Origin of the sequence: Novipirellula aureliae (assembly GCF_007860185.1) — a bacterium.
Taxonomy (GTDB): Bacteria; Planctomycetota; Planctomycetia; order Pirellulales; family Pirellulaceae; genus Novipirellula_A; species Novipirellula_A aureliae.
Genome location: NZ_SJPY01000005.1, coordinates 279,347 through 300,419 on the forward strand (window position 1 = coordinate 279,347; position 21,073 = coordinate 300,419).

Here is a 21,073-nt window from a genome sequence, read left to right on the forward strand (position 1 = left end):
TCCTGCCGGCATCGAGCCATCGCGATGTGACACGAATGAAGACTGTCGCCGTCGTGGGCCCAACTACCCCTGTGGTAATTGGCGCAACCCCGGAAGAATGTGTGCGTCTTACTTTGATGATCCAGTTTGTCTTACACGCCGGTCTGCATGCCGTGGCGAGTTAGTCGCTTGTGCTGCTGGAGTGCTGGGTACGGTCGCATATGGTACAGCCTGTGCTGGCTGCCTCTATGCTGTCGGGTGGACTCCTGCACTGGCCAGTTGCGCAGTGCCCTGCCTCGCTACGGCGGCGTCAATGCAGCTCGTTATCCAGAACTGTTCATGAAGAGAATTAAGGGGTGGACCTTCGTAGGTCCGCAGGAATCAAACCCGCGGTCAAATATTTGGAGAGACGATGAGACTTCCGATTTCCCGACGAGGGTGTTTCCGGTCTGGACTCCCTTCTATTGTTCCCACGCCGATTATGTCGGGGGTGTCAGCCTCCGGTGATGTCATCAACAGTTCGAGCCAGCAAATCTGGATCACGGCGGGGAATCGAAAGCACTGCCTTGCCCCACGTGAGAGCAGTGACTCCGCTGGCATCGACGATGCCGACGGGTTGCTTCTCGATGGCCGAAGTGTCCTTTTCGATTCGCTTCGAACAGACCTTGGCGGCGGACAGATCCACAGCCAGGGGGCTATTAAAGTATGTAGCCTCGGTACGCTCACTGTAACTGACGCCCCCACTATTAATCACGAACTCGTCGCGACAGTGTCAACTGCTGGGTTCGTTTGTCCGGGAGAATCGGCTGGGTATAAGTCGACCGCGTGGTGCGAACAACACGGAGGTTGGGACTTCAACACCGCCCCGGTCGCGCGGCCGTGTCAGTGACGGCGAAAGATAAAGTCGGGCGAGGTCATTGTAGAGCAATCTGCCGCCCTGTTTGAGTTGCGGCGAACTGTCGCCATTATGTCTGATTCATCCAGTAATTATCGGAGTTACTCATGGCTTCCAATCGAGGTTCACTTCCCTTTCCACCAAAGGTTGTAGGGTTCTCCTTGGCTCCTCCACCCAACCCGATTGACCAACTAAAGTCTCTCATCGAACGCCGTGACGAAGCGGCAAAGACACTAGCAAACATCGAAACCGAGATTGATCGACTTGTCAGTGAAGAATCAATCTGCGGTCCGAACGACCTTCAAGACGTTGAGAATTACGATGGCACGCTAGGTGTTTCTCAGGCATTTGTCGCCCTCCACGAGCCGAAAATCGGGCAGCTCCAGTGGCTCGACGACTTAGCCTCCCAGTTCACAGCACAGGGCGATAACAAAGGAAACGTTTCAGGGGAGCGATGGGGATCTGGCGGAATGATTTCCCGCGACCATTTCATTACAGCCGGGCATTGTTTCGACCGACTCGACAACGGCCCGGACGGGTGGGTTTGTCCGAAACGAGGCGGCCAGACGGTGTCGTCGGACGAAATCGCGAAGTTAATGAGGGTAAACTTCAAGTACCAGATCGATGCTGCCACCGGAAGTGTTCGAGTGCCAGACAGTTTCCCTATATTAGGTTTAGAGGAATACCGGTTAGGCGGCTTGGACTTCGCAATCGTTAAGCTGGGTGCGAACGGCGATGGCGATTTCCCCGGCGACAAGTACGGCACTATAAGCCTTGCAGCTACGGATTTGACAGTCCCCGGTGAAATACTCTGCGTGATCCAGCACCCGAACGGAAGACCCAAAGAGGTTGAGGCTGGTCCTCTCCGCGATAATATTGGCGGCCGCATGACTTACAGTTCCATTGACACAGAGGGAGGTTCGTCCGGGTCACCTATTCTGTCTATCGCAGGAGAACTTGTGGGCGTGCATACCAATGGAGGCTGCACACGGAATCCACCAGGTGGCTTCAATCGCGGAGTTGCAGTTGGAGTAATTCGTCTCGCATCAACGATCATTTAAGGTTGTGTCAACATATCCCAAGATTTGGAGAGACGATGAGACTACCACGATTGCGTGCGGGTGTCCTTCGGGACGGAGTCGTGCGACCCTACGCCTATCGCGAGCAGACCGGGCTCTTCCCAGCAGCCGGAATGCCTGTTCATGGCAACTATTGCGGTCCCGGGCACGGCGACCCGACTTACCGTACACCTCCACGCGACCCCGTTGACGCGGCATGCATGCGACATGACCAATGCTACGATCGGAGCGGTTATTTCGATTGCAACTGCGACCGGCGACTCGTCGGCGAGTTGGCAGGTGCCGTCGGACGTCCTGGACTTGATGAAGCAGCCCGGACTGCTGGTTTGGGTGCGATGGCGTACTTTTCCACATCTACTTGTGTCTGCCGGAAGGACGTGTGCGTGAACGTCCCATATTGCAACTGGCGAGGTTGCGGCGTGCGGCGGGTGTGCCACCAAGTCGAAGTTCCCGGAGTCGGTGGTCATGCTCCGGGGTGTGGTTGAGGGGAGTGATAGTCCATAGAGCCCAGCGTAGTTTTTACGTCAACCGGTCTCGGCAAACGCTGAGCTAGCGGGTGATCGGCGCCCGGCGATTACACATGCCAGTGTCCCATAGCGACGATTTATGTCGAACCAGTTTGGTAAGACTACGGCGAGGCAAAGGTTTGACACCACATTGTTGAAAACCTGACCAAGTACATGTCTGGCTACACTTATTTTAAGTCGCCGGAAGGATAGGGTTTCACTGTGCATATGTCCCGTGGAAACGCACTGCTGCAAATCATTACGTTCGAGAAGCTCATTGTCGGTGCTAAGAAACGTAACGAAGTATTCTTTCGGAAGCTCGGGATCGATGGCGATATTGAATTGCCATCTTCTGATGATACCGAGAAAGATGGAGAGCAGGCAGCATGAGCGTTAGCTGGAAGCGTTGGATATTGAAAGATGGTCTCCGGGAGGGCAGAATCTGCCATCGACAACGTGGTGTGCGAAAATGCTAAATCGGTCTCACTTTCTCGTTGAACCTGAGACAGCGCTACCCAACGGTCGTTTAATGAGATGCCAACTTTCATCGGATCGGCGATTCGTTGGTCGAGCGAAATCCGATTTTGGATTTAGTGTGTCTCAAAAATCGTTGTGGCAACGAAGATTAGACAGTCGGATCAGACGAAAATCACGTGTTTGGCGGTTGTGTTCTCGTGGCACTTCACTTCCGACTCGGATGAAGCGTCCGCTGCGTGCGGTGATTCCGAAGCGGATTTGGGAGACGTACAAATCTGCTCGGACGATGCAACCGCCAGCTCCGCGTGCCGGCCGCAACTCGCGGCGGTCGTTCACAACCAAGTTGACGTCATTCGTCTCGGTCAGACAAATCAAAATAGGTAAAATCGATCTTCCTCCGTACAATTCTAAGGTGGATGACCCGACAGCAAATCGGTAATCGACCTCTAAACCACCGCCCTATGCGAACGAATTAAGGCTATGAACGAATCCGAAAACACTAACGACGAAACGACCGTGAAGGAAGTTGTCGACATATACATGGCACTTCGCGACGAATATTTCGTCACCAAAGCTGCTGCCGAAACGATGGATCGATGTTCCGTAACGCCTAGTCTACTCGTGGATGCGTTCAACGCTAAAATACTAGATCTTTCACGTCCGAGCGAGGAAGCAGATGCGATTCACGGATACAGAAACGAACTTCTTTCTCACTTTACGTCCAGCAATCAGGCCGAAGCCCCCATGGTAATACGGCTCAAGCGGATTGCTCAGAAAGGAGGCGAGCGAGGGCCACATTACGATCAAAGTGTTTTGTCTGTCGTTGAATCAATTGAGGAGAAGGGGAACTACGAGCCCGTACCTGCGATGCGGTTGCTTCACGGTTACGCGTTAAACGTAGAATCCGGCGTTTTCACTGCCGAAGAACTTGACGAAGCAAAAAAGCTTGCGGTTGACCTTGGCTTGTCGATCGAGCAAGGCGAAGAATTTGCGGGCGGCGTACGGTATGCTGAAGAGTTCCTAAAAGCCCACGTTCGCACGCAAGAAAGCTGAGGTTAGCTGGCGCGAGACAAGCCCAAAAGCAAACAGTTTTGCGGATAATCAGAGTCCGAAACGCAAGACCGATGTGAGTTATGTGTGCGGGTAATTAAACTAAGTTGGACAAGCCGACGGCTCTGGGACGGAAAGCAAATTCGCATCGGTCCGGGCCACCTACGCGACTTTCGGGGTGCCATTTTCGCGCACCGGTGGCCGACTTGAATGGCACGTAGTTATTTCGTAAGTCCTTCCAGTATTTGACGTTTCGCTTCGTGTCGATGCACGTGCAGGAAGTCATGATGCTTTCGAGTAGGCTGTTTAATTTTCCTTGGTTCAAAGCGGTCTGGTCTATCTCCAACTCGATGGATTGAAATTACTGCGATCATTTGGTCGTACAATTGCTGCCGGAAGTCCGAAGGACAGTGTCTCAAGTTCGCAAGGACTGGTTGAAAAGCCTTCAGCGTTTGCAGGGTCATTTTGAAACTAATCGTACGCGGTTCTATGTCGATTTCGTGAGCGGCCCTGGCCATGATTGTGCGAATCAGGTTGTAGGCAAGAACATGAGTCCAGATTTCCTTGCGAACAAGATCTGGAGTCTTGCAACGCAGCATGTCCATTTGCAAAGTCGTTTTCAATGATCGGATGTCCAACTCGACATTCCATCGCTTGCGGTAGAGCAAGGCGAGTTCTTCTTTCGGATACTCAATCGGATCAAAGAGGGTTGTGACGACGACAAGCACTTTGCTGCGGAAACCTGGTCGAGCGATCTGAATGCGACAGACTCGCACCTTTAGGTTGTCCGGCAAGTTCTTCCGATAGGCGTTGGATGCCTTTGTACGTCCGCGTCGCTTTGGCCAGTTCACGATTTGATCGTCTTTGCCAAGGCGTTGCCCACGACGGAAATCAAGCTTGCGAGTGGTAGCATGTCTGACGATAAAATCCACGCCACGGGTTTGAAGTGCGGTCAGTTCACCCCAGGAACACATAAGTCGATCTGCTACCATAATGTCACCCGAACGAAAGACATCCATTAATCGACGGAGTAAACCGAGTTCGCTTTGGCCTTTACCCGAGTATGCGCAAATTGCCATGTCGACGACAGCTCCGCACGAAAGTGAAAAGATAGTGCACACTCTCGCCATTGGACGCCCTAGACCCGGCCTTTGAGACGACGGCTGGGGATATTCTGATTGATTATCTGCCGTGTCCGGCATTTTTACCGTCGTGCCGTCGTACAGATAGACGCGGCGACCATGCCACAGCCACTCAGCTTTAGCAATCTCATCAAGGGCGCGCCCTGTTCTGCGTGCAACATCTGAAAAGAACTTCTCAGGCAGTCGTTTTCGTGCCTGACAATAGGCGGAAGTCTCTGCCGAACAAGGGCTTTGATTGCGTGAGATCCTGTGAGCAATTAACCGGGCGACAGCCGATGCACACGACTGATCGGTGCTCAGGATTTGCCCAAGAAATACCCAAAGAGTTACGAGCGGCGAGTAGACCCTTTCTTTCCAACAGACGCCATTTTGAGACAGTGCATCGGAAATAGACCGTTCTGAAAGAACGTCGGTGAATGGTAGACCGTCGCCCTGTAAGAACTGACGACGCAAGAATCTGATCTGTTCACGGAATGCACTATGGTTCAAACTGCCCATCACAGAGGCCTCCTTGCCGAAGATGAAGTTGTGGTAAACCCATCTAAGCAAGTGAGGCCTTTCTTGTATATGTCGTTTTAGTGAAACGAGTTAGCGATAACTACGTGCCATTCGTGGCCGACGCCGGATGCTCCGGTCTTTTCGACCGTGCGAATGTTTAGCGTTCAGATCTGTCCATGGAAAGGCAGACTTTGGATTTTTCCAATTGATTTTTCCTTTACGTGGCCACTGATAGTTAAAAAAGGAACGCTGTGACCGCCCCGAAGGGCGGCCACGACGTTCCGGTGGTTTGCGGCGGTGGTGGCGACTGAGTTTGCTGGACTTGTAATACCACCATGCGACGACGCCGATGAGGATCCATCCTGCTAGACCTTCCATCTGACCTCAATCGAGAATGTGCGGGGCTGGGTGCCTTGTTGAAAGCTAATGACCCATTCGTTTCGTTAGGATGCGTCGCGGACGGTCCATTCGCCGGATAGCAAATTGATGCTGGTGTCGGCGTCCGTTGGGATGTCGCGGAGCCAACGTGTGAACTGATGGACCATGATCCCCGCGGCGATGCTTGCGGCATAGATCGTGCTTCGCGATGTGCAGGTCCCTCGCTGGGCTTCGGACGCAGCAAAGAGTGTGGAAGCGTAGTGGGCTTCGGCATCGCTATCCGTAACGGAAAGCACTCGCAGCACTTCGCCGAGCATCCGGCCATCGGCCCAAAAACCAACTCGCGATCGAATCGAACGCCAAATCGCCGTGCGCGCCATAATCGAGTCGACGCAGCAGAATACCACGTTGCCAATCTCTTGACGTGGGCGAAAGCGATCTTCCACCCGAATGACTTCGATGGTGGGGTCGATTTCACTAATGGCTTGTGAGGTTGCGAACGGTTTCGACCAGCCGATTTCATGTTTTCGGTAACCTTGCGTTGTCGTGTTGGACAAGTCAACGCTGTCGAAGTCGATCAATTGGATTCGCGGCGTTCCGATTGACGCGAGTTGCAACGCAACTTGACGACCAATAGCGCCGACGCCGATCACCGTTGCGGTGACATCCGCCAACCGGTCCATGGGGACCAGTTGGCTTTGACGTTCAAAACGATTCTGAGCCACGTTCAACTGACCGCCTCCAAGAGACTGTCGCTCCAGCGATCGGCTGCTGAAGGAGTTTGCTCCCACCAGTCCAAGTCGTAAGACTCGGCAAACGGACGACGCGACGTAAACGGATCGTCGACGGTCACGTTGTCACAGTATTCGATAAACCACGCTTCGTGATCGGCTGCGGGGAACTCGAAGTCGAACTCGACACGAGACCGCAGGCGTCGTTCGGTGCCGGGGCCGACGTTGAAACGTGCTCGCGTGTAGGTGTTGCCTTCTACAGCGATGATGTGCATCACCGCCCAATTTACGCCTCCGAAACAACGCTCGAACGTTTCTTCATCCGTGCCGCTTGGAGACGGCGAGGCACCGGGGTGTGTGTGAATCCAGATTCTGGCGAATTGCTCTGGTTGTCGTCCCATGTCGACCTGTTGGTCGAAGAAGTCCGCGACGCTGTCGTCGTCGAATTCGACCGAGACGACCGAACAGACTTGTTCAACAAGTTGGATGTCTTCGACGAGTAGCAGATCGTCAGCGTTGGAGATGCCGAACCCGCCGACTTCGCTGGGGCCGACGTCACGCAGGTACAGTAGCTTTGCCATCGCATATGGCGTGAACCGCAGCGACCGTTTGTACGGTGTTGCGGCTTTCTTCTTCGCTCGCTTCGTTTTGTTTGCTGATGCAATCATCACAGGTTCCTTCAAAGAGACAGGTGTTACAGAAAGAATCGCCGCAGTCGTTACACGACTTCAGGCACATTTGACAGACATCATCGACACAGCAACCACAGGACGAGATGCATTCACTGCAAAACCGGTCGCCGCACGAATCGCACGATGTGCTGCAATCCAGGCAAAGTTCGGTTTCACATTTACAGCAGCCAACGACTTTGTCTTGGTCGACGTTGTCGCCGCATGCTTTGCAACTGACTCCGTTCCAATCTTCGATTTGCACGTAGGCCGAATCGGGGTTGTAATTCCGAAGCACGTGATCGACGATGCAGAAGAAGTCATAGATGCGGCCCTCATCGAGGGCACGCCGGATCGCGTCGGAACCTTCCCCTTCACAAAGCGATTCGCCTTGCACGTGAGGATGGGTAACGCTGTGGTTGGATGATGGGTAGTTCGGTTCCACTGCGAGCACGTCGTAGGGCGACGTCTCTTTGATAAATTTCCAGTTCAAGAAAATCTCGAAACTTCCCAGTTCAACGTACTCCAGTGAGATACTTGATGTCCGAACCGTAATTCGCTGGTTTGCACGATCGATCGTCACGTGTTCAAACTCGCCGCGGAGCCCTTCGATGTCCCGATAGACGGACGTTTCCGTCGGTTCGAGATGCGGCTTGGTCTGGCGAGTCAAATTGTCGATGGCGTGAGTCGACCGCATTCGCAGAATGTCGAGTGCCCCACCCAGCCTGTCGGCGGAATCGTTCGCTGCGGCCTTCCAGTTCCTTGCATTGGCTAGTTCAAGCCGTCTTCGCCAGCGACGACACTGATTGAACGATTCGTCCAGTGCAGTCATCGCCTTGGGGGTTGGAACGCCTTGAAGTGCTTGCAGGATATCGACTGCCGCCCGGTAATCGTTCTTGAGTTCCTTCTTCATTGCATTGGCTCCAAAAGAAGCCCAATCGAGATGGCCAGCCACTTACAAACCGACCAGCCCGACTGGGCAATGAATGCGGATATCAAATAGCGCCTTCAATTTTGAGCGGTGTGAACGAAACGCGGTCTCCGTCGCGGAGCGGTTGATCTGCCGCAGCGGGTTGGCGGTTGACGCGGATCAAATAGCTGTCGGCATGGAATGTGCCGACGTGCCGCTCGAACATTTGTTGGACGGTAGTGTTGTCGGGAGCTTCGACGTGGTGAGCGTAGCCTCCGGCGTCATTTGAGATGAGCAGTACCTTCATATTTGGTTCTCTTTGGTTTCTGGGAAGTAAACTTACGTTTGGAAAAACGAAGCCGCCGCTGTCCCCGAATGGGGAAGCGACGGTTCGTTACGGTTGGGTGCTTTTTGCGATGAGGTTTCATCGCGTTAGCAGAGTGCGGCTTCGGGGTCGAAGCGGCCTTCATCGAGATCCTTGCGAAAGAGGTCGAAGTCGTCCCAGTCGATGACCCGACCGCCGTGCACGGGATCGGTCGGTTCTTCGATTGGAATGGACGGGTCCAGAATCATGAAGCCGAGGCGTTTGACTGCGGTGACCGTGTCTCCGGTAGCTGCCGCCACGGCACGATTGAGGTCGTTTTGGTTCATGGGAAAGGTTCCTTGCAAACAGGGAAAAACGAAAAAAGCCCCGTTCAAGTGACTTGCGTCATTCAAACAGGGCTTTGGGAAAACAATGATGATGGAACGGCTACTCGTCGTTGCAAGTCAGCCAATTCTGCTGAAGCCAAGCAACTTCCGCTGCCAAAGCTTCGCTACGTTTGATAAACGGACCTAGAACGGGGCCGTTGACGGGGGCGAGATCTGCGAGCCAATCGCCTGAGAGTGTCGGCTCGACGTGAGATCCACGCCGGATTGCGATCGCGCCAAGCGGACGAAGATCGAGCAAGTCATCGAATACAGTCTTTGTCTGACCGCCGGGTAAAATAACCACTTCGATCGACTTCATCGTGGGCCTCGGATGATGTTACGCCGTGGACGGTCGGTCATCAGTTCGTCGAGGCTCGACTCGACCTGCGTCAAAGAACAGGCCACGCGATCACGCAAGGATGTTCGGTCTCGTAGGTCTTGTGGATTCACACCATTAATCACTTGACGAGCATTCTCGACTAATTGATCGAGATCTTCGTTGCTACCGATGTTGAGATGTTGGAACCGTTCAAAGAACTCCGTCAAATTCGTGACGGCGGTGTCACGGAAAACCTTGGGTTTGCCATCGACCGATCCAGCCAATCGTTCGGCCAAGTGGCTGACCAATTGGCTAAGTTCCTCGGCGAACGTTTGTTCGGCAAGCTCGACAGCCTCGGTAAACTTCGCTTGGACTCGTTGGCACTCTTGTTCGTAGACAGCCGGGTTCACCGTTCTGAGGTAGGCCGGTGGCGTCACGGAAGGGAAGTCCCACGCGAGCGCGAACAGGTCCGACATCGACGCGGGATAGTCGGCTGGATCAAATAGGTGACCGAGTTGGCACCGAGCCTGATCGACAAGCTCACTAAGACAGCGGTCTAGTTCGTCGACCGCTTCAGCGAGTTCGTCGCGAATGGTATTCATCCTATCGTCAAACTCCGAAACGTCGCCACGGCGAAGCAGACGTACGCCGGGTTCGATGTATGGCAAGGTCATCCCTTTCCACAGTGATCCTGCCTTCGTTTTGATCGCCGATACGGCGCGGAAGGATGGGTGCGAAGTATCGAACAGACGCTTTGCGGCAGACAGCGTGCGGCTATCCGCATCAAACGCACCAGCCGCTTGTTGTTTTTGGTCGCGGCTGAGACTTTTCCGCGTTCCCGGCCAGCGGATGTGCAACCGCACGGCCGTTGTTCCGGCTTGCAATCGCGCTGCATGCGTCGCTTGGTTCTCGGTAACAGGTTCATCGAGCGTGGTGCTCATGGATTCTCCTTGAGTTGAGTGGGTGTTAGTCGTTCGGATCATCAAAGCGAAGCCTCTCGATCAGTGCTTCGATCTCGATGGCATGTCGATCGCATCAGTTCGCCGATGGTTTGGCACGCGAGACCCGCCTTCGAGATTGGGGCTTCGTTTGGTGCTGGTAGATCCCTGACTTCTCCGCGTCCAAGCATCGTCCACTGGCCCATTGCCGAAGCCGATCGACCGATTCGGATGCTGTCACGGCAACGGGGACCACATTCAAACCCGCTTGGGAAAGCGGGGTATCAAGCAATGCAGCCAAACGGCAGCACGCTCGAATTTCTGCGCCGGTCCACTTCGCGTCCTCGGGACGTTTCTGATTCGCATCAAGATCAAACATCGCGATGTACTGATCCCAAATGCGATTCTTTTGCTCACGCTGAGGCAGATCAAGGAACACAATCCCGTCGAAACGCTCCGCACGCGATAGCTCAGGCGGCATGCGCAAAATATCGTTGCACGTCGCGATCAAATAAACGTTTGAGGTGTGGTCGTTCATCCAACTGAGCAACGTGCCCAGCATGCGCGATGATACGCCCGAATCGTTTTGTCCTGATCCAGCCGCGCCACTGAGAGCCTTTTCGATCTCGTCAATAAACAGGATGCAGGGTGCCATCGCATCGGCGATGTTCAACGCTCGACGAACGTTTTGCTCTGTCTGGCCCACAAGGCTTCCCATCAGCGCACCGACGTCAAGAATCAGCGTGGGACGCCCGGTCTCTTTTCCCAACGCTTTCGCAAAGGCTGACTTCCCCGTGCCTGGCACTCCCAGCAACAAAACGCCGCGAGGCCTCTTTAGCGGATTGTCACGACCGTGTTGAAGCAATGACCGTTTGCAAAACGCTTTCAAGCTGCCGAGCCCGCCGAGTGACGAGAAGTCGTCGTGGCTCTTATAGAGCTGAAGCAAGCCGGACTTCTTAAGCATGCTCGCCTTCAATTCCCAAACGGATTCGGGCTTAATGACGGAGTCACGAACCAGACTCAAGCCGAAAGCGTTTTCCGCTTCGAGCCTAGTCAGGCCCATGGCGGCGTCGAGTACCGTTTCGAGCCGATCAGCACTGGGTAATTCGCCGTCCTCGGTCGCGATTCCTTCGGCAATCTCTTTGAGTTGTTCGCGAGTCGGCAATGGATGCTCGATGACAACGAACAGTTTTTCCAGTTCGGTCGGGATTTGAACGACTGGTGACAATACGATAAAAATGGTTCGGCTTGCTTTTCCATCAACAATTTGTCGTGCGAGTGCTTGAACGATCTCTGTAGAACCGAGAAAGCGATGAAAGTTCGTCAGAACGATGATAGATGCGGTGTCATCAGCCCCCAGCGACTTCATCGCGTGAATCGCGGCCAACGGGTCAGACGCACCAGCGTCATCGGTTGACGCAGCTCCCGGCACACGCAGGCCCTGGTCAATGTCCCAGGTGGCGAGTCGCCATTGTTGTTCGTGGCATAGTTGTGAAATTTCGAGCAACGCATCGTCGTGCTCGTGCGATTCGATCCAAATGCCGGTGAAACAGGCTCGCACCAGTTCCATCAGCCGATCGGATAGTTTCATATTGATTCCTCTGGGTTGATGTTGGTTTAGGATGTAGTCAATTCGGTGATCGTTGACATCCAAGAGAGAATTTCTCCTTCTCGATCTTGCTCATCGAGGAGTGCCACCGTCATGTTCTCGACCGCTTGGGTATTGAGCCATCGCTTCGCACGGTTCGCCATACGGCTTTGCGAACGACGGGCTTGCAACTGCCAAGCGATCTCGCCTGGGCGCTGCCGATACAATTCGCGTGCGGTTAGCTCGGCAACGCAATCGAAGTCGTCGAAATGAACGCGAATGCCTCCGGCGGCGAAGATGGCCTCGGGATGCAGATAGTTTTCTAAGCACCGCTTTTTGGTGAGAACCGCTTGGCACCGCGGGCGTAGGTTCACGGATTTAGCGGCTTCCAAACGAAATTCGGTCTCCGGTGGAAGCTCATGGTCGTAGAGATGAAATTCGGGCCGAGCGAGCGGAGCAAGACGTTCTGCCCACGCTCGAACATGCCCGCCGCCGAATGGAACGAAGAGCAGTTCGCCACATCGTTCCATTTCAGCCAGATTCGGTAGGCTGCTGTCGTTGGCATGAAGCATCAGCGAAATGCGTCGTAAGAACTCGATGTCATTCACACCTTCGACGACTAGCAGTAGCTTTACCGAATCCTTGATTGCCCCCTGTGACGTAAATGTCTGTTTGAGCGTGTCGATTAGTTCTCCTGTTGGTTTTCAGTTTGGGTTTGTGATTGGAGGCCGTAAAACTCACTGGTGAGTGTTTCGGTACGTTTGGTGCCAAGAGCGGATTTCAGGAAGCGACTCGCCTGGCGGCATTCGCTTCCTGAGAAACCCTGGGTCTCGACCTTCGATTCACCGTTCGGTGAGATTACGATTAAAATGGTTTTCAATTTCCGCTCCCAACAAGAACTGTGAGCTTGATGGAACCATCGGCCAACGATTGCTCGGTGACCGGGTGCCCCTGTTTTCGAGCTTCAAGAATTGATTTCTCAACCGCGTAGCTTTGGATTAGTCGATCAAGGTGTGCCTGTTCGCCCCAGTGCCCGTCGTAGTTGTCGTATTTCACGACTCCCGCTTCCGTGTTACAGACGACCGGATATCGCCAGCGAGGCAACTGAACGCAATAGCCAGTGGCTTGATCGCTGAACAACTTCACGGTTTGATGGACCGGTTCGTCCAGTCGCATCCGTCGACAAGCGGCTCGCAGTGCCATCGGGTCGCGGATCTCGACTGAAATCGTAACGATGTGTGAGATGGTTTTCTCCTTTGTAAATGGGTTGGTGCCTATGCTGAGTCATCCGAAACTTCGGCTGAGTCAGTCAGCCGGCGAGGTGAAATGTTATCGCTTCGGTTCAGTAGCAACGGTTGCTTGGCGGTAAGATCATCGAGCATGATTTCAACCAGGGCTTGTTCGTCTCCTGTAGCTGGCGGACGGGCAAGCAGTAGCCAAGCCAGAACAAGGGGCAACGAACACGCCAGCAGCAGTCCCACGTTAGTGATCGCTGCCGCGACAAGTGAATCCCACCGTCGTTGAGACGCAATCGCGTGCCGCTCGCTTTCGAGGCGATCGCGTTGTTGGCCAATTGATGCCCGTTCCGATTGAACATCGCGTTGTAGTTCGACGACCTTGCGATGTAGTTCTGCCGTATCACGGTTCTGTTCGGCTTGCCGTTTCTCATGTCGTTCCGACATGTCAGCAAGCCGACGGTTTTCGTCCTCCTCACAGCCGACCGTCGTCAGCATCACGATCGTCGCGAGCGGAATGAGTAGGATGTGGTTTGTTCGCATTAGACCTCCAGCGATCAATTAGACGTTTCAAGATAAATTGCAATGCCAGTCTCAATCGACGTTCTCTGACAAATGCATAGACAGTCAGAAGCAATACGATTGAGAGGAATGCAAGAACAAGATGTGCCAAATCGGCACCTCCTTTCGTGTTGTGGATTGGTTTTTTGTTGTGTGGCGGAGCTAGCATATTCTTTCAGTAATATGCCCCGATTTTGCTCCGAATTTAGCTTGAGGAGGGCTCGTCCTTTGCCTCGGGTGGTTTGTCGAACGATTGCCCTCGACGATGTCGCTGCACGACCAGGAAAGCCAGATTCAATGCAAGAGATTCGCGATCCTTCGCGCGTTGGTCTGGGGCTTGATCCTCCACTTCATTTTTTGGTTTCACGTAAGCTCCATTTGAAAAAGGGACGCGAGGTTTTCCATCGCGCATGAAGAACGCCTCGTCAAATCGACGAGGCGCGAGGGTTATTTAAGTAGTGTTTTCGTCAACGTGACCGTCGTTTCTTTCCGCCGTTGTAGGCCACCTTCGGCGGTTTCTGACCTTGCATCTCGTGCCAACGCCGATAACTGTACCAAACGTTTCCTGAATTGACCTTATGCCCCTCACGCACGAGCTGATTCGCGGTCGCGCGATAGCTCATGCCTTCGACGTCAATTAATTCATGGACGCGCTGGGCAATTGCGTCCAGACGAGGTGGTTTACGAAGCCAAACAGTTACTTCATCTTCATCGGTCGGAGGATCGCCCAATGGTGCCGAGCCAGCAGTCGTCGTCAGGACCAAGCGCGGGTGAAACGATCCGCGGACATTCGTCCGTTTGCGGTTCGCCCGACGCTCGACGTGTACCCAGATCTGTCCGCCAGTCAGTGACCGAAATATCGCCAATGCCTTATAGACGGCAACCTCACCAAGTTCGCCTGATGCTGCTTCGGTGAGCAGCGTTGACATCTCGGAAAGGTTTTCTCGGATTTGTTCGACCGTCAAGGTATTCGTGTCGCCATCAATAATCCGCTGCAAGCGATTGACTTCGCTTTGAGCACCCGTGCGTTCGGACTGCGCCGCACGAAGACGAGCTTTGGTCTCTTTCCGGTCATCGTCGGAACCTTCGCCGGACATTTCGAACAAGTCGTTGACGCGATTGCCGAATATCCTTAACCGCTTTTTTGCCTGCTCAAGTTGGGTTGCAATTCCGTCGTCGGCACGGCCATCCATCTCCTGGCTCTTTAGGATGATAGTCTCGACCAACTCAGCATCACGCGAAATGAGCTCGGTCAAACTTTTGCAAATGGACCGCACCGATTTGTCACTGCGAACCGTCGCCTTGCAAGGACATTGGTCTCCATTTTTACACTGCATTGCCATTCCGGTTACACCAACTTTGTAAAGTCTGACTGGCGAGTCCTCAGTGCTGCAACAGGCGCAGAAGAAGAGTTCGGTCGTCAAATCCCAGAGATGCTTCTTGCGTTGCTTGCGTGGACCGCGCGGTCCCGTTTTCCTCGCTGCAAATTTTGCCTGGAGGGCAAAAAATGTTTCATCATCGAGAATGCGAAGCTCTTCCCGTTCAAGGGTGGCGACTTCGTCGTCCGACTGCTCGACTTGCTTGACACTGTCGAGCTTCGTGGAAAATTGATTTCGGCGACGACCGAACTCCCACCTGCCGATCAATCGCGGATTTGTGAACAGCCGACGGTATGGCCCATACATCATCTTCATCGTTGACGATCGGGGATCGACCGGCCCATTGGCCGCATTCCAACGACGGACCCCTTCGCTGGTCGACATGCCGTCCAGCAGGAGTTGGGCGTGTTCCTGAATTAGCTTTGCAGCCAACGGATCAACTTCGGGCATCGTACGAGGGCGTTCGCGTTTGGTCAGTGGCGCACCGGGAATTTCTTTTCGGCGGTAACCAACACCGATAGCCCCTGTCGTCCAGTTGTTTAGAAATATTCCGCACAATCCCGAACGGACGTGGTCGGCGATTGCGTCGAGCAACATGTCGTCCATCAATCCGTGAATTTGCAATTGCAATTTCCATGTCTTGCGATCGCCCGTATCAATGCCTTGTGAAACACTGACCGCACGCAAACCTTCCTCGACGACTTCTTCGTTTATGAATTGAAAGCCTTTTCCCGCCTGTCGGAACAAGCGACTCGCCTTGAAAACAAGCAGCACTTTTGCAAGATGCTTGTTCAGAATGGTCTTGGTTCGATTAAGACCTTCGCGACGAACGCTTCGGCCCTTCGCGGCCTCGTCAACTGAAATCAGTTCTGGCGGAACGTAAATGCTGTTCTTTGCTGCCCATTGGATGCACTCACGGACTTGGTCGTCGGTTGAGTTTTGCAGCTTGGTGCTAAAACGCGAGTAAATCGTTCCAATCTCGAATCCATTTGAAATCGCCCATGCGATTCGAGTTTCTGAAGTCGACTCCGGGTCGAAACCAACGAGGTCAATGTTGTGAATCGCGGCCATCTCTGCCCACCATTGGTGAGCCCTGCGGGTGAGTTCTTGGTTAGCAGCACCCATGCTACGAATTTCATGGTTCATCGTTGAACCTCCTAAAAAATGATTCTGCTGAAGCGACTGGGCAACATGCCTAGACTTCGCTGAATCAAGGGAAAGGTCCAAAACTAAAAAGAGACGTTCCGGTGGCGATCCGATGAGCGGAATTCCGTACCGAAAGCGTTTGCCAAAAAAGACATGGCTTAGATGGAAGCTGTGCTACAGCCTTGCACTCAAGGCCAAAAACGAATGCCGCTAAATTGCGAATAGCTTGCTTGCGATTACTCGATCTACATGACGCGTTCTTACCTTCGGCTTAGCAAGCCGAACATAAAAAACTGCGCAATGAAACTAAGGCGACCATTCTCGGATTTCGCCACCGATATGTCGCTCAAAAATGCGAATCTGCTCAGCAGGCAAATCGAGTTTTTGCGTTCCACGCCCCACGGGGACTATCTTTTCGGCGAGATCCTGTGGAAACACTGGTTTATTGGTTAGCTCAGACTTTCGCTTTGAGACCAAGTCTAGACCGGAGTTCTCACCGAAGGTCATGGAGTCAATGGGCAGGTTTGCTTTCGCATGGCGAGCCAGTTCCCACATAAACGACCACGGGGACTGAAACTTTCCCCAGTCGATAGGAACCATCGTGCCCTTCCAAAATATTTCGCGTGTGTGCTCGTTCAGAACGAAATCACAGTGCTTCACGGCGTGCTCAAAGGCTTCATCAGCGTCAAATAACTCACCGAATTCTTCCAGCAACCAGCGATGATCGGTTTCACTTAACAAATTTAGTTTTTGTGCCAAGTCAATCACAGCCCGGTAATCTGTGCAGCCGCGAACTCTTGCCCACATCCTGATGGCACCGTCTTGCGAATAGGCTTCCTGTAGGTCTCCGCCCAGTCGGTCTTTCTCTGCGAGGGAGAATACCCGATCCCAAATGTAAAAAGCTGCAGTCGAACCGCGTAGGCGAAGCGCGGCTTCGTGAAACTTCGCTATCGCTTTCGATGAAGGTGCTCGCAGTCCATTCGTCATTTCTATTCTCCTTAAATGAAAAACTGATTCCTAACCAAGCGGCTTATCTATCCGTTTATTATTCAACAATCACGCTACTCGCCAACCGACGCAGCGTCCAAATTCGCAGCAAATTCCTAAATCTATCTCGTGGTCCAAGATAATTCCAATGGTCGGAACGCCAGCGGAATGAGTTTTTGGATACTCGGATGCAAACGCTCATCGCATCGATTCAAAACGTCGCCATTCCGTGTCTTCATCTATCAGCCTCCTCTCGTCCGCCGACGCCGCCCAGCGGCTGGGGATCTCGGTGTTGACGTTGTACGACTGGCTGACTCAATCCGACGTCGGTGAATTCCAAGTGCGTGGGCAGCAGGTCACGATTGACTACTTGCAAGGTGGAAGACGGGGACAAGGACGGATCAAGATTCCCGAGAAAGAAGTCCAGCGACTTCTTGATCTGATGCGGGTGAAGCCCAAGTCTCCCAGGTCAAATCGGCCGAAACCGATCAAACGAAGTCTCCAGCACATCACCACAACCCTGGGTCGTCCTGACGATTGAAAATCCCTGACAATCAAGCAAACCTTGGCGGCATGGTCCACGGACGGCAATCCAGTGGCCAACGAAAAGCCCGACTCAGAATTTCTGAGTCGGGCTTTTGTCTTTGACGATTGGCAGTTGGACATCAGCTAAAAAATTGGCATGATCGCCATAACACTACACGCCTAATATGCCGCGTTTTCGAGTTCAATTTAGCAACACTCGGTTCATCAACAGTACCGCCAGGAGCTAACGGATCTCCATCATGTAATATGACGCAAAAACGCCTCCAATTTAGCAAAACTAGCGTTGAATCGAGGTTTACGCCACAAATTCACGACAATGCGAGTCGCTACCCCGCTTTTCGTTTCTTCTTCGTCTTGCCCAATGCTGCCCAAAGTGGATCGTTGTAGTCGTCGGCCCACTGAGCGTAGTGATCCCAACAAACCTTCGGCGTATTTCCCATCAAGCCAGCAAGAACTTCGATGGAGACTGGTTGCCCGGTGTAGTAACCCGACAAAGTCCGCTTCGCGAAGGTGTGACGACAGGTGTAAGTCACCCGATCAACCGGAAGTTTGAGCTTTTCTTTGATCAAACAGAAGTGTTGCACACCATTGCATCGCTTCCACTGTTTTCCATGCTTCGTCCGTAACAATGGGATGCCTGAACCCTTCGGCGCGGTCGACATCAACCGCCGTGTGATTTCTTCCATTTCGTCACAAAGCATGATGCGACGATCCTTTCCCGTCTTCTTCGCTGCTTTATGCCCATGTCCGCCATCGGCAGTGCGTGCCTTCAGCATAAAGAACAACCCGTGAGGCGTCTCGACGACATGGTCAGCAGTCACGATAGCCATTTCGGAGTAGGGGCGAGCACCGGTAAGAATACAGCACTTCAGAAACAAGGCATGTGCCTCGTTTGTCGCGGAGTAGATCCTCTTTTCTTCATCCGGACTAAATGAAGTCACTCGTGCCGTAGCCGCCGGCTTCTGATAGCTAGCGATTGGGTTCACATCGAGATCGTCAAACTTGCAGCAATAGTTGAAAGCCGCCTTGATGCAGGCGATCACATTCCTTTGAGTGTTATTGTTCCAGGTTTTGTGCTTCTGAAGCCAACTCCGAAGATGTTTCTTCTTCAGTTCCGGAACGGTCAACGCACCGCAGTAACCACAAAACTCGTTCAGCCAAGATTTGCTCGTTGTCACCCACTCTGGTGACGCAGTATTCGTCAAATCTTCAAGATAGATTTCGCATACCTGAGCGACGGTCCAGTCTTTTGACGGAGCCGATACCACCGGCGTCAGTTCGTCGGTCAGCCTGATTCGGGCGAGAGCCAATTGAGCCGCCTCCTTATTGTCCTTGCCGCGAATCCGTTCGCCATCCTCGTCGAAGAGGGCTTGGCGTTTTTTGGTACCTGTCGGAGTGAAGTACCAGCAGTCCGTTTGTTTCCAGTGCCATGCAGACCCATGCTGCTGGCGACGTGATTTTCGATTCCTTGCCATTTTGAATGAACCTTTCTGAGTTGCCCCGGTTGCCGCCGGGAATTGACTTATGAAACGAGAGAGAAGACACTATGTGTGGGAACCGAGTTCGGTTCCTTGCCGCCAAGGGATCGACATACGGTTTGCCGACCGTGGTCCCTTGGTTTTTTTATGCGCAGCATTCATCCGCGGTGGACCACGATTGCGCTGGCGACACTGCTGACTCAACGTCCAAGCAACATCCACCATCCAAAGAAGGGGATTCAACATGTTCAAGTTCCTTGCCAAGTCAACGCATCAATCGGGAACTCTCAGTTGCCGCCGAGAATTCCCACGTCATTTGCTACACAGAATAACTACACTCGCCATATCGGCTTGCACAGCACTCTTCGCACAAACCCTTTATACACCGTCACTTAAAGCCGAGTCAAGCGATCGCCCAAACATCGTTTTGATACTTGCCGACGACCAGGGGTATGCGGACCTGGGTTGTTTTGGCGGAAAGCATGTCAAAACTCCGCGGATTGACCGGATGGCGGCCGAAGGTGCCCGTTTGACAAGTTTTTATGTGGCCGGCTCTGTTTGCACGCCTTCTCGCGCAGCCCTGATGACGGGGTGTTATCCGAAACGCAACGACATGGCCGGTGGCGTATTTCTTGCCGCCGATGCTCGGGGTTTGAACCCGAATGAAATCACGATCGCCGAGGTGCTGAAATCGGCGGGCTATAAAACCGGGATGTTTGGCAAGTGGCATCTGGGTGATCAACCGGAGTTTTTGCCGACTCGACAGGGATTCGATGAATATTTCGGTATTCCCTACAGCCACGACATCCATCCATTTCATGGAAATAACAAGAAATATCATTTTCCGCCGCTTCCGTTGCTGGAAATGGAGACGGTGATCGAGTTGGAACCCGATGCCAGCTACTTAACGCAGCGATTGACAAAGCGAGCCGTTCAATTTATTGAAGCAAATAAAGACAAACCGTTCTTTCTGTATCTGCCGCATCCGATTCCACATCGTCCGCTGCATGTGTCGCCGGAGTTTGTGCAGGATGTGCCTGAGGCGATTAAGGCCAAGTTGGCAGAGGAAAAGATCAGCGGCAAGATCGACTACAAAACACGGGATAAAATCTATAAGCAAGCGATCAGCGAAATCGATTGGTCGGTGGGCCGAATTTTAGACTCCCTCAAAGCACAGGGGATCGATGACAATACGCTGGTTATCTTCACCAGTGATAACGGTCCCAAAATCGGGAAGGCAGCGCCGTTGAAGGGGGGTAAAGGCTCGACGTTCGAAGGGGGCATGCGTATGCCGGCCGTGATCCGCTGGCCTGGAAAAATCCCGGCCGGTACTGTCAATGGTGAAATCATGACTGCCATGGATCTGCTGCCAACGTTTGCCAACCTTGCCGGCGCCGAAATTCCGTCTGATCGCGTCATTGACGGCAAGGATATCTGGCCGGTCCTGAACAGGACTGCAAAAAGTCCGCACGAGGCGTTTTTCTACTATAGCAAAAATGATCTTAAGGCGGTACGCTCGGATAAATGGAAACTGCATCTGGGCAGTGCCAAAGGTGAAGGTTCCGCCGCATTGTACAATTTAGAGATCGATATCGGCGAGAAGATCAATGTGTTGGCCGATCATCCCGCCGTTGAAAAGCGACTGCTCGCATTGGTGGCGGACTTCCAAACGGAACTGACTCAGAATAGCCGCCCCGCCGGTTTCGTCGAGAATCCCAAATCGCTCACGAAGCCTCCGGCGAACAAACAGACCCAACGTACTCAGAAGAGCCAGCCCCCGATCGTGGATCCCAACCCGGCACCTGTTGTGGATCCAGGAATCTTGTATCGCAACACGATTCCGGCAGACAAAATAACGAGTACACAAAGAGAATAGCTCAATGAAAATAACGA

At 53.2% G+C, this 21,073-nt stretch carries 26 protein-coding genes; 6 read left to right on the top strand and 20 right to left on the bottom strand.

Translation table 11 applies throughout. The annotated features are described in order from the left end of the window. Positions 1 to 472: 472 nt before the first annotated feature. Positions 473 to 733: a hypothetical protein gene (locus Q31b_RS16045; RefSeq protein ID WP_146600675.1), complete on the bottom strand. Its 261-nt coding sequence runs from the start codon at positions 731 to 733 to the stop codon at positions 473 to 475. A gap of 248 nt (positions 734 to 981) precedes the next feature. Here Q31b_RS16045 and Q31b_RS16050 point away from each other — a divergent pair, with 248 nt between their 5' ends. The 3 genes from Q31b_RS16050 to Q31b_RS28340 all read left to right on the top strand — a co-directional run bounded on the left by Q31b_RS16050 (position 982) and on the right by Q31b_RS28340 (position 2,849). Continuing rightward, positions 982 to 1,935 carry a trypsin-like serine peptidase gene (locus Q31b_RS16050; RefSeq protein WP_146600676.1) on the top strand — a complete coding sequence of 318 codons (954 nt, stop codon included), beginning with the start codon at positions 982 to 984 and terminating at the stop codon, positions 1,933 to 1,935. Positions 1,936 to 1,970: 35 nt separating this feature from the next. Continuing rightward, complete coding sequence (locus Q31b_RS16055; protein ID WP_146600677.1) at positions 1,971 to 2,438, top strand: hypothetical protein; 468 nt, start codon at positions 1,971 to 1,973, stop codon at positions 2,436 to 2,438. A gap of 243 nt (positions 2,439 to 2,681) precedes the next feature. After that, positions 2,682 to 2,849, top strand: a complete 168-nt coding sequence (locus tag Q31b_RS28340) for a hypothetical protein (protein ID WP_197171649.1) — start codon at positions 2,682 to 2,684, stop codon at positions 2,847 to 2,849. A gap of 210 nt (positions 2,850 to 3,059) precedes the next feature. Here the strand turns inward: Q31b_RS28340 and Q31b_RS16060 are convergent, their stop codons facing one another. Then, entirely contained in the window at positions 3,060 to 3,311 is a 252-nt protein-coding gene (locus Q31b_RS16060) for a hypothetical protein (RefSeq protein ID WP_146600678.1), read from the bottom strand. Positions 3,312 to 3,416: 105 nt separating this feature from the next. On the opposite strand from Q31b_RS16060, the gene Q31b_RS16065 reads away from it, so the two are divergent. Beyond that, positions 3,417 to 3,989: a hypothetical protein gene (locus Q31b_RS16065; protein ID WP_146600679.1), complete on the top strand. Its 573-nt coding sequence runs from the start codon at positions 3,417 to 3,419 to the stop codon at positions 3,987 to 3,989. Positions 3,990 to 4,207: 218 nt separating this feature from the next. Here the strand turns inward: Q31b_RS16065 and Q31b_RS16070 are convergent, their stop codons facing one another. The 16 genes from Q31b_RS16070 to Q31b_RS16140 all read right to left on the bottom strand — a co-directional run bounded on the left by Q31b_RS16070 (position 4,208) and on the right by Q31b_RS16140 (position 17,156). Beyond that, complete coding sequence (locus Q31b_RS16070) at positions 4,208 to 5,626, bottom strand: IS4 family transposase (RefSeq protein WP_146600680.1); 1,419 nt, start codon at positions 5,624 to 5,626, stop codon at positions 4,208 to 4,210. 443 nt (positions 5,627 to 6,069) lie between these two features. Next, on the bottom strand, positions 6,070 to 6,729 hold the full coding sequence (locus Q31b_RS16075) for a ThiF family adenylyltransferase (RefSeq protein WP_231617658.1): 660 nt from the start codon (positions 6,727 to 6,729) through the stop codon (positions 6,070 to 6,072). A 2-nt stretch (positions 6,730 to 6,731) separates the two neighbouring features. Then, positions 6,732 to 7,316 carry a Mov34/MPN/PAD-1 family protein gene (locus tag Q31b_RS16080; protein WP_146600980.1) on the bottom strand — a complete coding sequence of 195 codons (585 nt, stop codon included), beginning with the start codon at positions 7,314 to 7,316 and terminating at the stop codon, positions 6,732 to 6,734. After that, on the bottom strand, positions 7,291 to 8,316 hold the full coding sequence (locus tag Q31b_RS16085; RefSeq protein ID WP_146600682.1) for a hypothetical protein: 1,026 nt from the start codon (positions 8,314 to 8,316) through the stop codon (positions 7,291 to 7,293). Before Q31b_RS16085 ends, Q31b_RS16080 begins: the two co-directional genes overlap by 26 nt. Positions 8,317 to 8,398: 82 nt before the next feature. Then, positions 8,399 to 8,620 carry a MoaD/ThiS family protein gene (locus tag Q31b_RS16090; protein WP_146600683.1) on the bottom strand — a complete coding sequence of 74 codons (222 nt, stop codon included), beginning with the start codon at positions 8,618 to 8,620 and terminating at the stop codon, positions 8,399 to 8,401. Positions 8,621 to 8,745: 125 nt separating this feature from the next. Next, positions 8,746 to 8,964 carry a hypothetical protein gene (locus tag Q31b_RS16095; protein WP_146600684.1) on the bottom strand — a complete coding sequence of 73 codons (219 nt, stop codon included), beginning with the start codon at positions 8,962 to 8,964 and terminating at the stop codon, positions 8,746 to 8,748. A 100-nt stretch (positions 8,965 to 9,064) separates the two neighbouring features. Beyond that, positions 9,065 to 9,322, bottom strand: a complete 258-nt coding sequence (locus Q31b_RS16100) for a hypothetical protein (protein WP_146600685.1) — start codon at positions 9,320 to 9,322, stop codon at positions 9,065 to 9,067. Next, entirely contained in the window at positions 9,319 to 10,263 is a 945-nt protein-coding gene (locus Q31b_RS16105) for a hypothetical protein (RefSeq protein ID WP_146600686.1), read from the bottom strand. Before Q31b_RS16105 ends, Q31b_RS16100 begins: the two co-directional genes overlap by 4 nt. A gap of 94 nt (positions 10,264 to 10,357) precedes the next feature. Further along, on the bottom strand, positions 10,358 to 11,851 hold the full coding sequence (locus tag Q31b_RS16110) for an AAA family ATPase (protein WP_146600687.1): 1,494 nt from the start codon (positions 11,849 to 11,851) through the stop codon (positions 10,358 to 10,360). A gap of 26 nt (positions 11,852 to 11,877) precedes the next feature. Beyond that, positions 11,878 to 12,420, bottom strand: coding sequence for an ATP-dependent endonuclease (locus tag Q31b_RS16115; RefSeq protein WP_231617618.1), 543 nt, complete (start codon positions 12,418 to 12,420; stop codon positions 11,878 to 11,880). 113 nt (positions 12,421 to 12,533) lie between these two features. Next, entirely contained in the window at positions 12,534 to 12,728 is a 195-nt protein-coding gene (locus tag Q31b_RS16120; protein WP_146600689.1) for a DUF2997 domain-containing protein, read from the bottom strand. Beyond that, entirely contained in the window at positions 12,725 to 13,051 is a 327-nt protein-coding gene (locus Q31b_RS16125) for a DUF1257 domain-containing protein (protein WP_197171652.1), read from the bottom strand. Before Q31b_RS16125 ends, Q31b_RS16120 begins: the two co-directional genes overlap by 4 nt. A 71-nt stretch (positions 13,052 to 13,122) precedes the next feature. Continuing rightward, the gene (locus tag Q31b_RS16130) at positions 13,123 to 13,626 is read right to left on the bottom strand and encodes a hypothetical protein (RefSeq protein WP_146600691.1); all 504 of its coding nucleotides are present in this window, start codon (positions 13,624 to 13,626) and stop codon (positions 13,123 to 13,125) included. Positions 13,627 to 13,849: 223 nt separating this feature from the next. Next, positions 13,850 to 14,011: a hypothetical protein gene (locus tag Q31b_RS28345; RefSeq protein ID WP_197171654.1), complete on the bottom strand. Its 162-nt coding sequence runs from the start codon at positions 14,009 to 14,011 to the stop codon at positions 13,850 to 13,852. Between the two features lie 100 nt (positions 14,012 to 14,111). Next, on the bottom strand, positions 14,112 to 16,169 hold the full coding sequence (locus tag Q31b_RS16135; protein WP_146600692.1) for a recombinase family protein: 2,058 nt from the start codon (positions 16,167 to 16,169) through the stop codon (positions 14,112 to 14,114). A gap of 306 nt (positions 16,170 to 16,475) precedes the next feature. Next, the gene (locus Q31b_RS16140; RefSeq protein ID WP_146600693.1) at positions 16,476 to 17,156 is read right to left on the bottom strand and encodes a hypothetical protein; all 681 of its coding nucleotides are present in this window, start codon (positions 17,154 to 17,156) and stop codon (positions 16,476 to 16,478) included. Positions 17,157 to 17,385: 229 nt separating this feature from the next. Between Q31b_RS16140 and Q31b_RS16145 the strand changes: the two genes are divergently transcribed. Next, a complete protein-coding gene (locus Q31b_RS16145; RefSeq protein WP_197171656.1) occupies positions 17,386 to 17,697 on the top strand; it encodes a DNA-binding protein in 312 nt (103 codons plus the stop codon). Between the two features lie 331 nt (positions 17,698 to 18,028). On the opposite strand, the gene Q31b_RS16150 is transcribed toward Q31b_RS16145, so the two are convergent. Together Q31b_RS16150 and Q31b_RS16155 are read right to left on the bottom strand one after the other, a co-directional pair. Further along, complete coding sequence (locus tag Q31b_RS16150; RefSeq protein ID WP_146600694.1) at positions 18,029 to 19,177, bottom strand: tyrosine-type recombinase/integrase; 1,149 nt, start codon at positions 19,175 to 19,177, stop codon at positions 18,029 to 18,031. A gap of 69 nt (positions 19,178 to 19,246) precedes the next feature. Then, positions 19,247 to 19,426: a hypothetical protein gene (locus tag Q31b_RS16155; RefSeq protein WP_146600695.1), complete on the bottom strand. Its 180-nt coding sequence runs from the start codon at positions 19,424 to 19,426 to the stop codon at positions 19,247 to 19,249. Between Q31b_RS16155 and Q31b_RS16160 the strand changes: the two genes are divergently transcribed. After that, the gene (locus Q31b_RS16160; RefSeq protein WP_146600696.1) at positions 19,425 to 21,056 is read left to right on the top strand and encodes a sulfatase family protein; all 1,632 of its coding nucleotides are present in this window, start codon (positions 19,425 to 19,427) and stop codon (positions 21,054 to 21,056) included. The genes Q31b_RS16155 and Q31b_RS16160 overlap by 2 nt on opposite strands. The last annotated feature ends 17 nt before the right edge of the window (positions 21,057 to 21,073 follow it).

Excerpts from the sequence above, each read along its gene's own strand:
- Q31b_RS16140 (WP_146600693.1), bottom strand. The coding sequence starts at position 17,156 with ATGACGAATGGACTGCGAGCACCTTCATCGAAAGCGATAGCGAAGTTT.
- Q31b_RS16125 (WP_197171652.1), bottom strand. The coding sequence starts at position 13,051 with ATGGCACTGCGAGCCGCTTGTCGACGGATGCGACTGGACGAACCGGTC.
- Q31b_RS16135 (WP_146600692.1), bottom strand. The coding sequence starts at position 16,169 with ATGAACCATGAAATTCGTAGCATGGGTGCTGCTAACCAAGAACTCACC.
- Q31b_RS16110 (WP_146600687.1), bottom strand. The coding sequence starts at position 11,851 with ATGAAACTATCCGATCGGCTGATGGAACTGGTGCGAGCCTGTTTCACC.
- Q31b_RS16055 (WP_146600677.1), top strand. The coding sequence starts at position 1,971 with ATGAGACTACCACGATTGCGTGCGGGTGTCCTTCGGGACGGAGTCGTG.
- Q31b_RS16100 (WP_146600685.1), bottom strand. The coding sequence starts at position 9,322 with ATGAAGTCGATCGAAGTGGTTATTTTACCCGGCGGTCAGACAAAGACT.
- Q31b_RS16090 (WP_146600683.1), bottom strand. The coding sequence starts at position 8,620 with ATGAAGGTACTGCTCATCTCAAATGACGCCGGAGGCTACGCTCACCAC.
- Q31b_RS16155 (WP_146600695.1), bottom strand. The coding sequence starts at position 19,426 with ATGTTGAATCCCCTTCTTTGGATGGTGGATGTTGCTTGGACGTTGAGT.
- Q31b_RS16065 (WP_146600679.1), top strand. The coding sequence starts at position 3,417 with ATGAACGAATCCGAAAACACTAACGACGAAACGACCGTGAAGGAAGTT.
- Q31b_RS16080 (WP_146600980.1), bottom strand. The coding sequence starts at position 7,316 with ATGGCAAAGCTACTGTACCTGCGTGACGTCGGCCCCAGCGAAGTCGGC.
- Q31b_RS16150 (WP_146600694.1), bottom strand. The coding sequence starts at position 19,177 with ATGGCAAGGAATCGAAAATCACGTCGCCAGCAGCATGGGTCTGCATGG.
- Q31b_RS16085 (WP_146600682.1), bottom strand. The coding sequence starts at position 8,316 with ATGAAGAAGGAACTCAAGAACGATTACCGGGCGGCAGTCGATATCCTG.
- Q31b_RS16070 (WP_146600680.1), bottom strand. The coding sequence starts at position 5,626 with ATGGGCAGTTTGAACCATAGTGCATTCCGTGAACAGATCAGATTCTTG.
- Q31b_RS16160 (WP_146600696.1), top strand. The coding sequence starts at position 19,425 with ATGTTCAAGTTCCTTGCCAAGTCAACGCATCAATCGGGAACTCTCAGT.
- Q31b_RS16105 (WP_146600686.1), bottom strand. The coding sequence starts at position 10,263 with ATGAGCACCACGCTCGATGAACCTGTTACCGAGAACCAAGCGACGCAT.
- Q31b_RS16050 (WP_146600676.1), top strand. The coding sequence starts at position 982 with ATGGCTTCCAATCGAGGTTCACTTCCCTTTCCACCAAAGGTTGTAGGG.
- Q31b_RS16130 (WP_146600691.1), bottom strand. The coding sequence starts at position 13,626 with ATGCGAACAAACCACATCCTACTCATTCCGCTCGCGACGATCGTGATG.
- Q31b_RS16115 (WP_231617618.1), bottom strand. The coding sequence starts at position 12,420 with ATGCTTCATGCCAACGACAGCAGCCTACCGAATCTGGCTGAAATGGAA.
- Q31b_RS16095 (WP_146600684.1), bottom strand. The coding sequence starts at position 8,964 with ATGAACCAAAACGACCTCAATCGTGCCGTGGCGGCAGCTACCGGAGAC.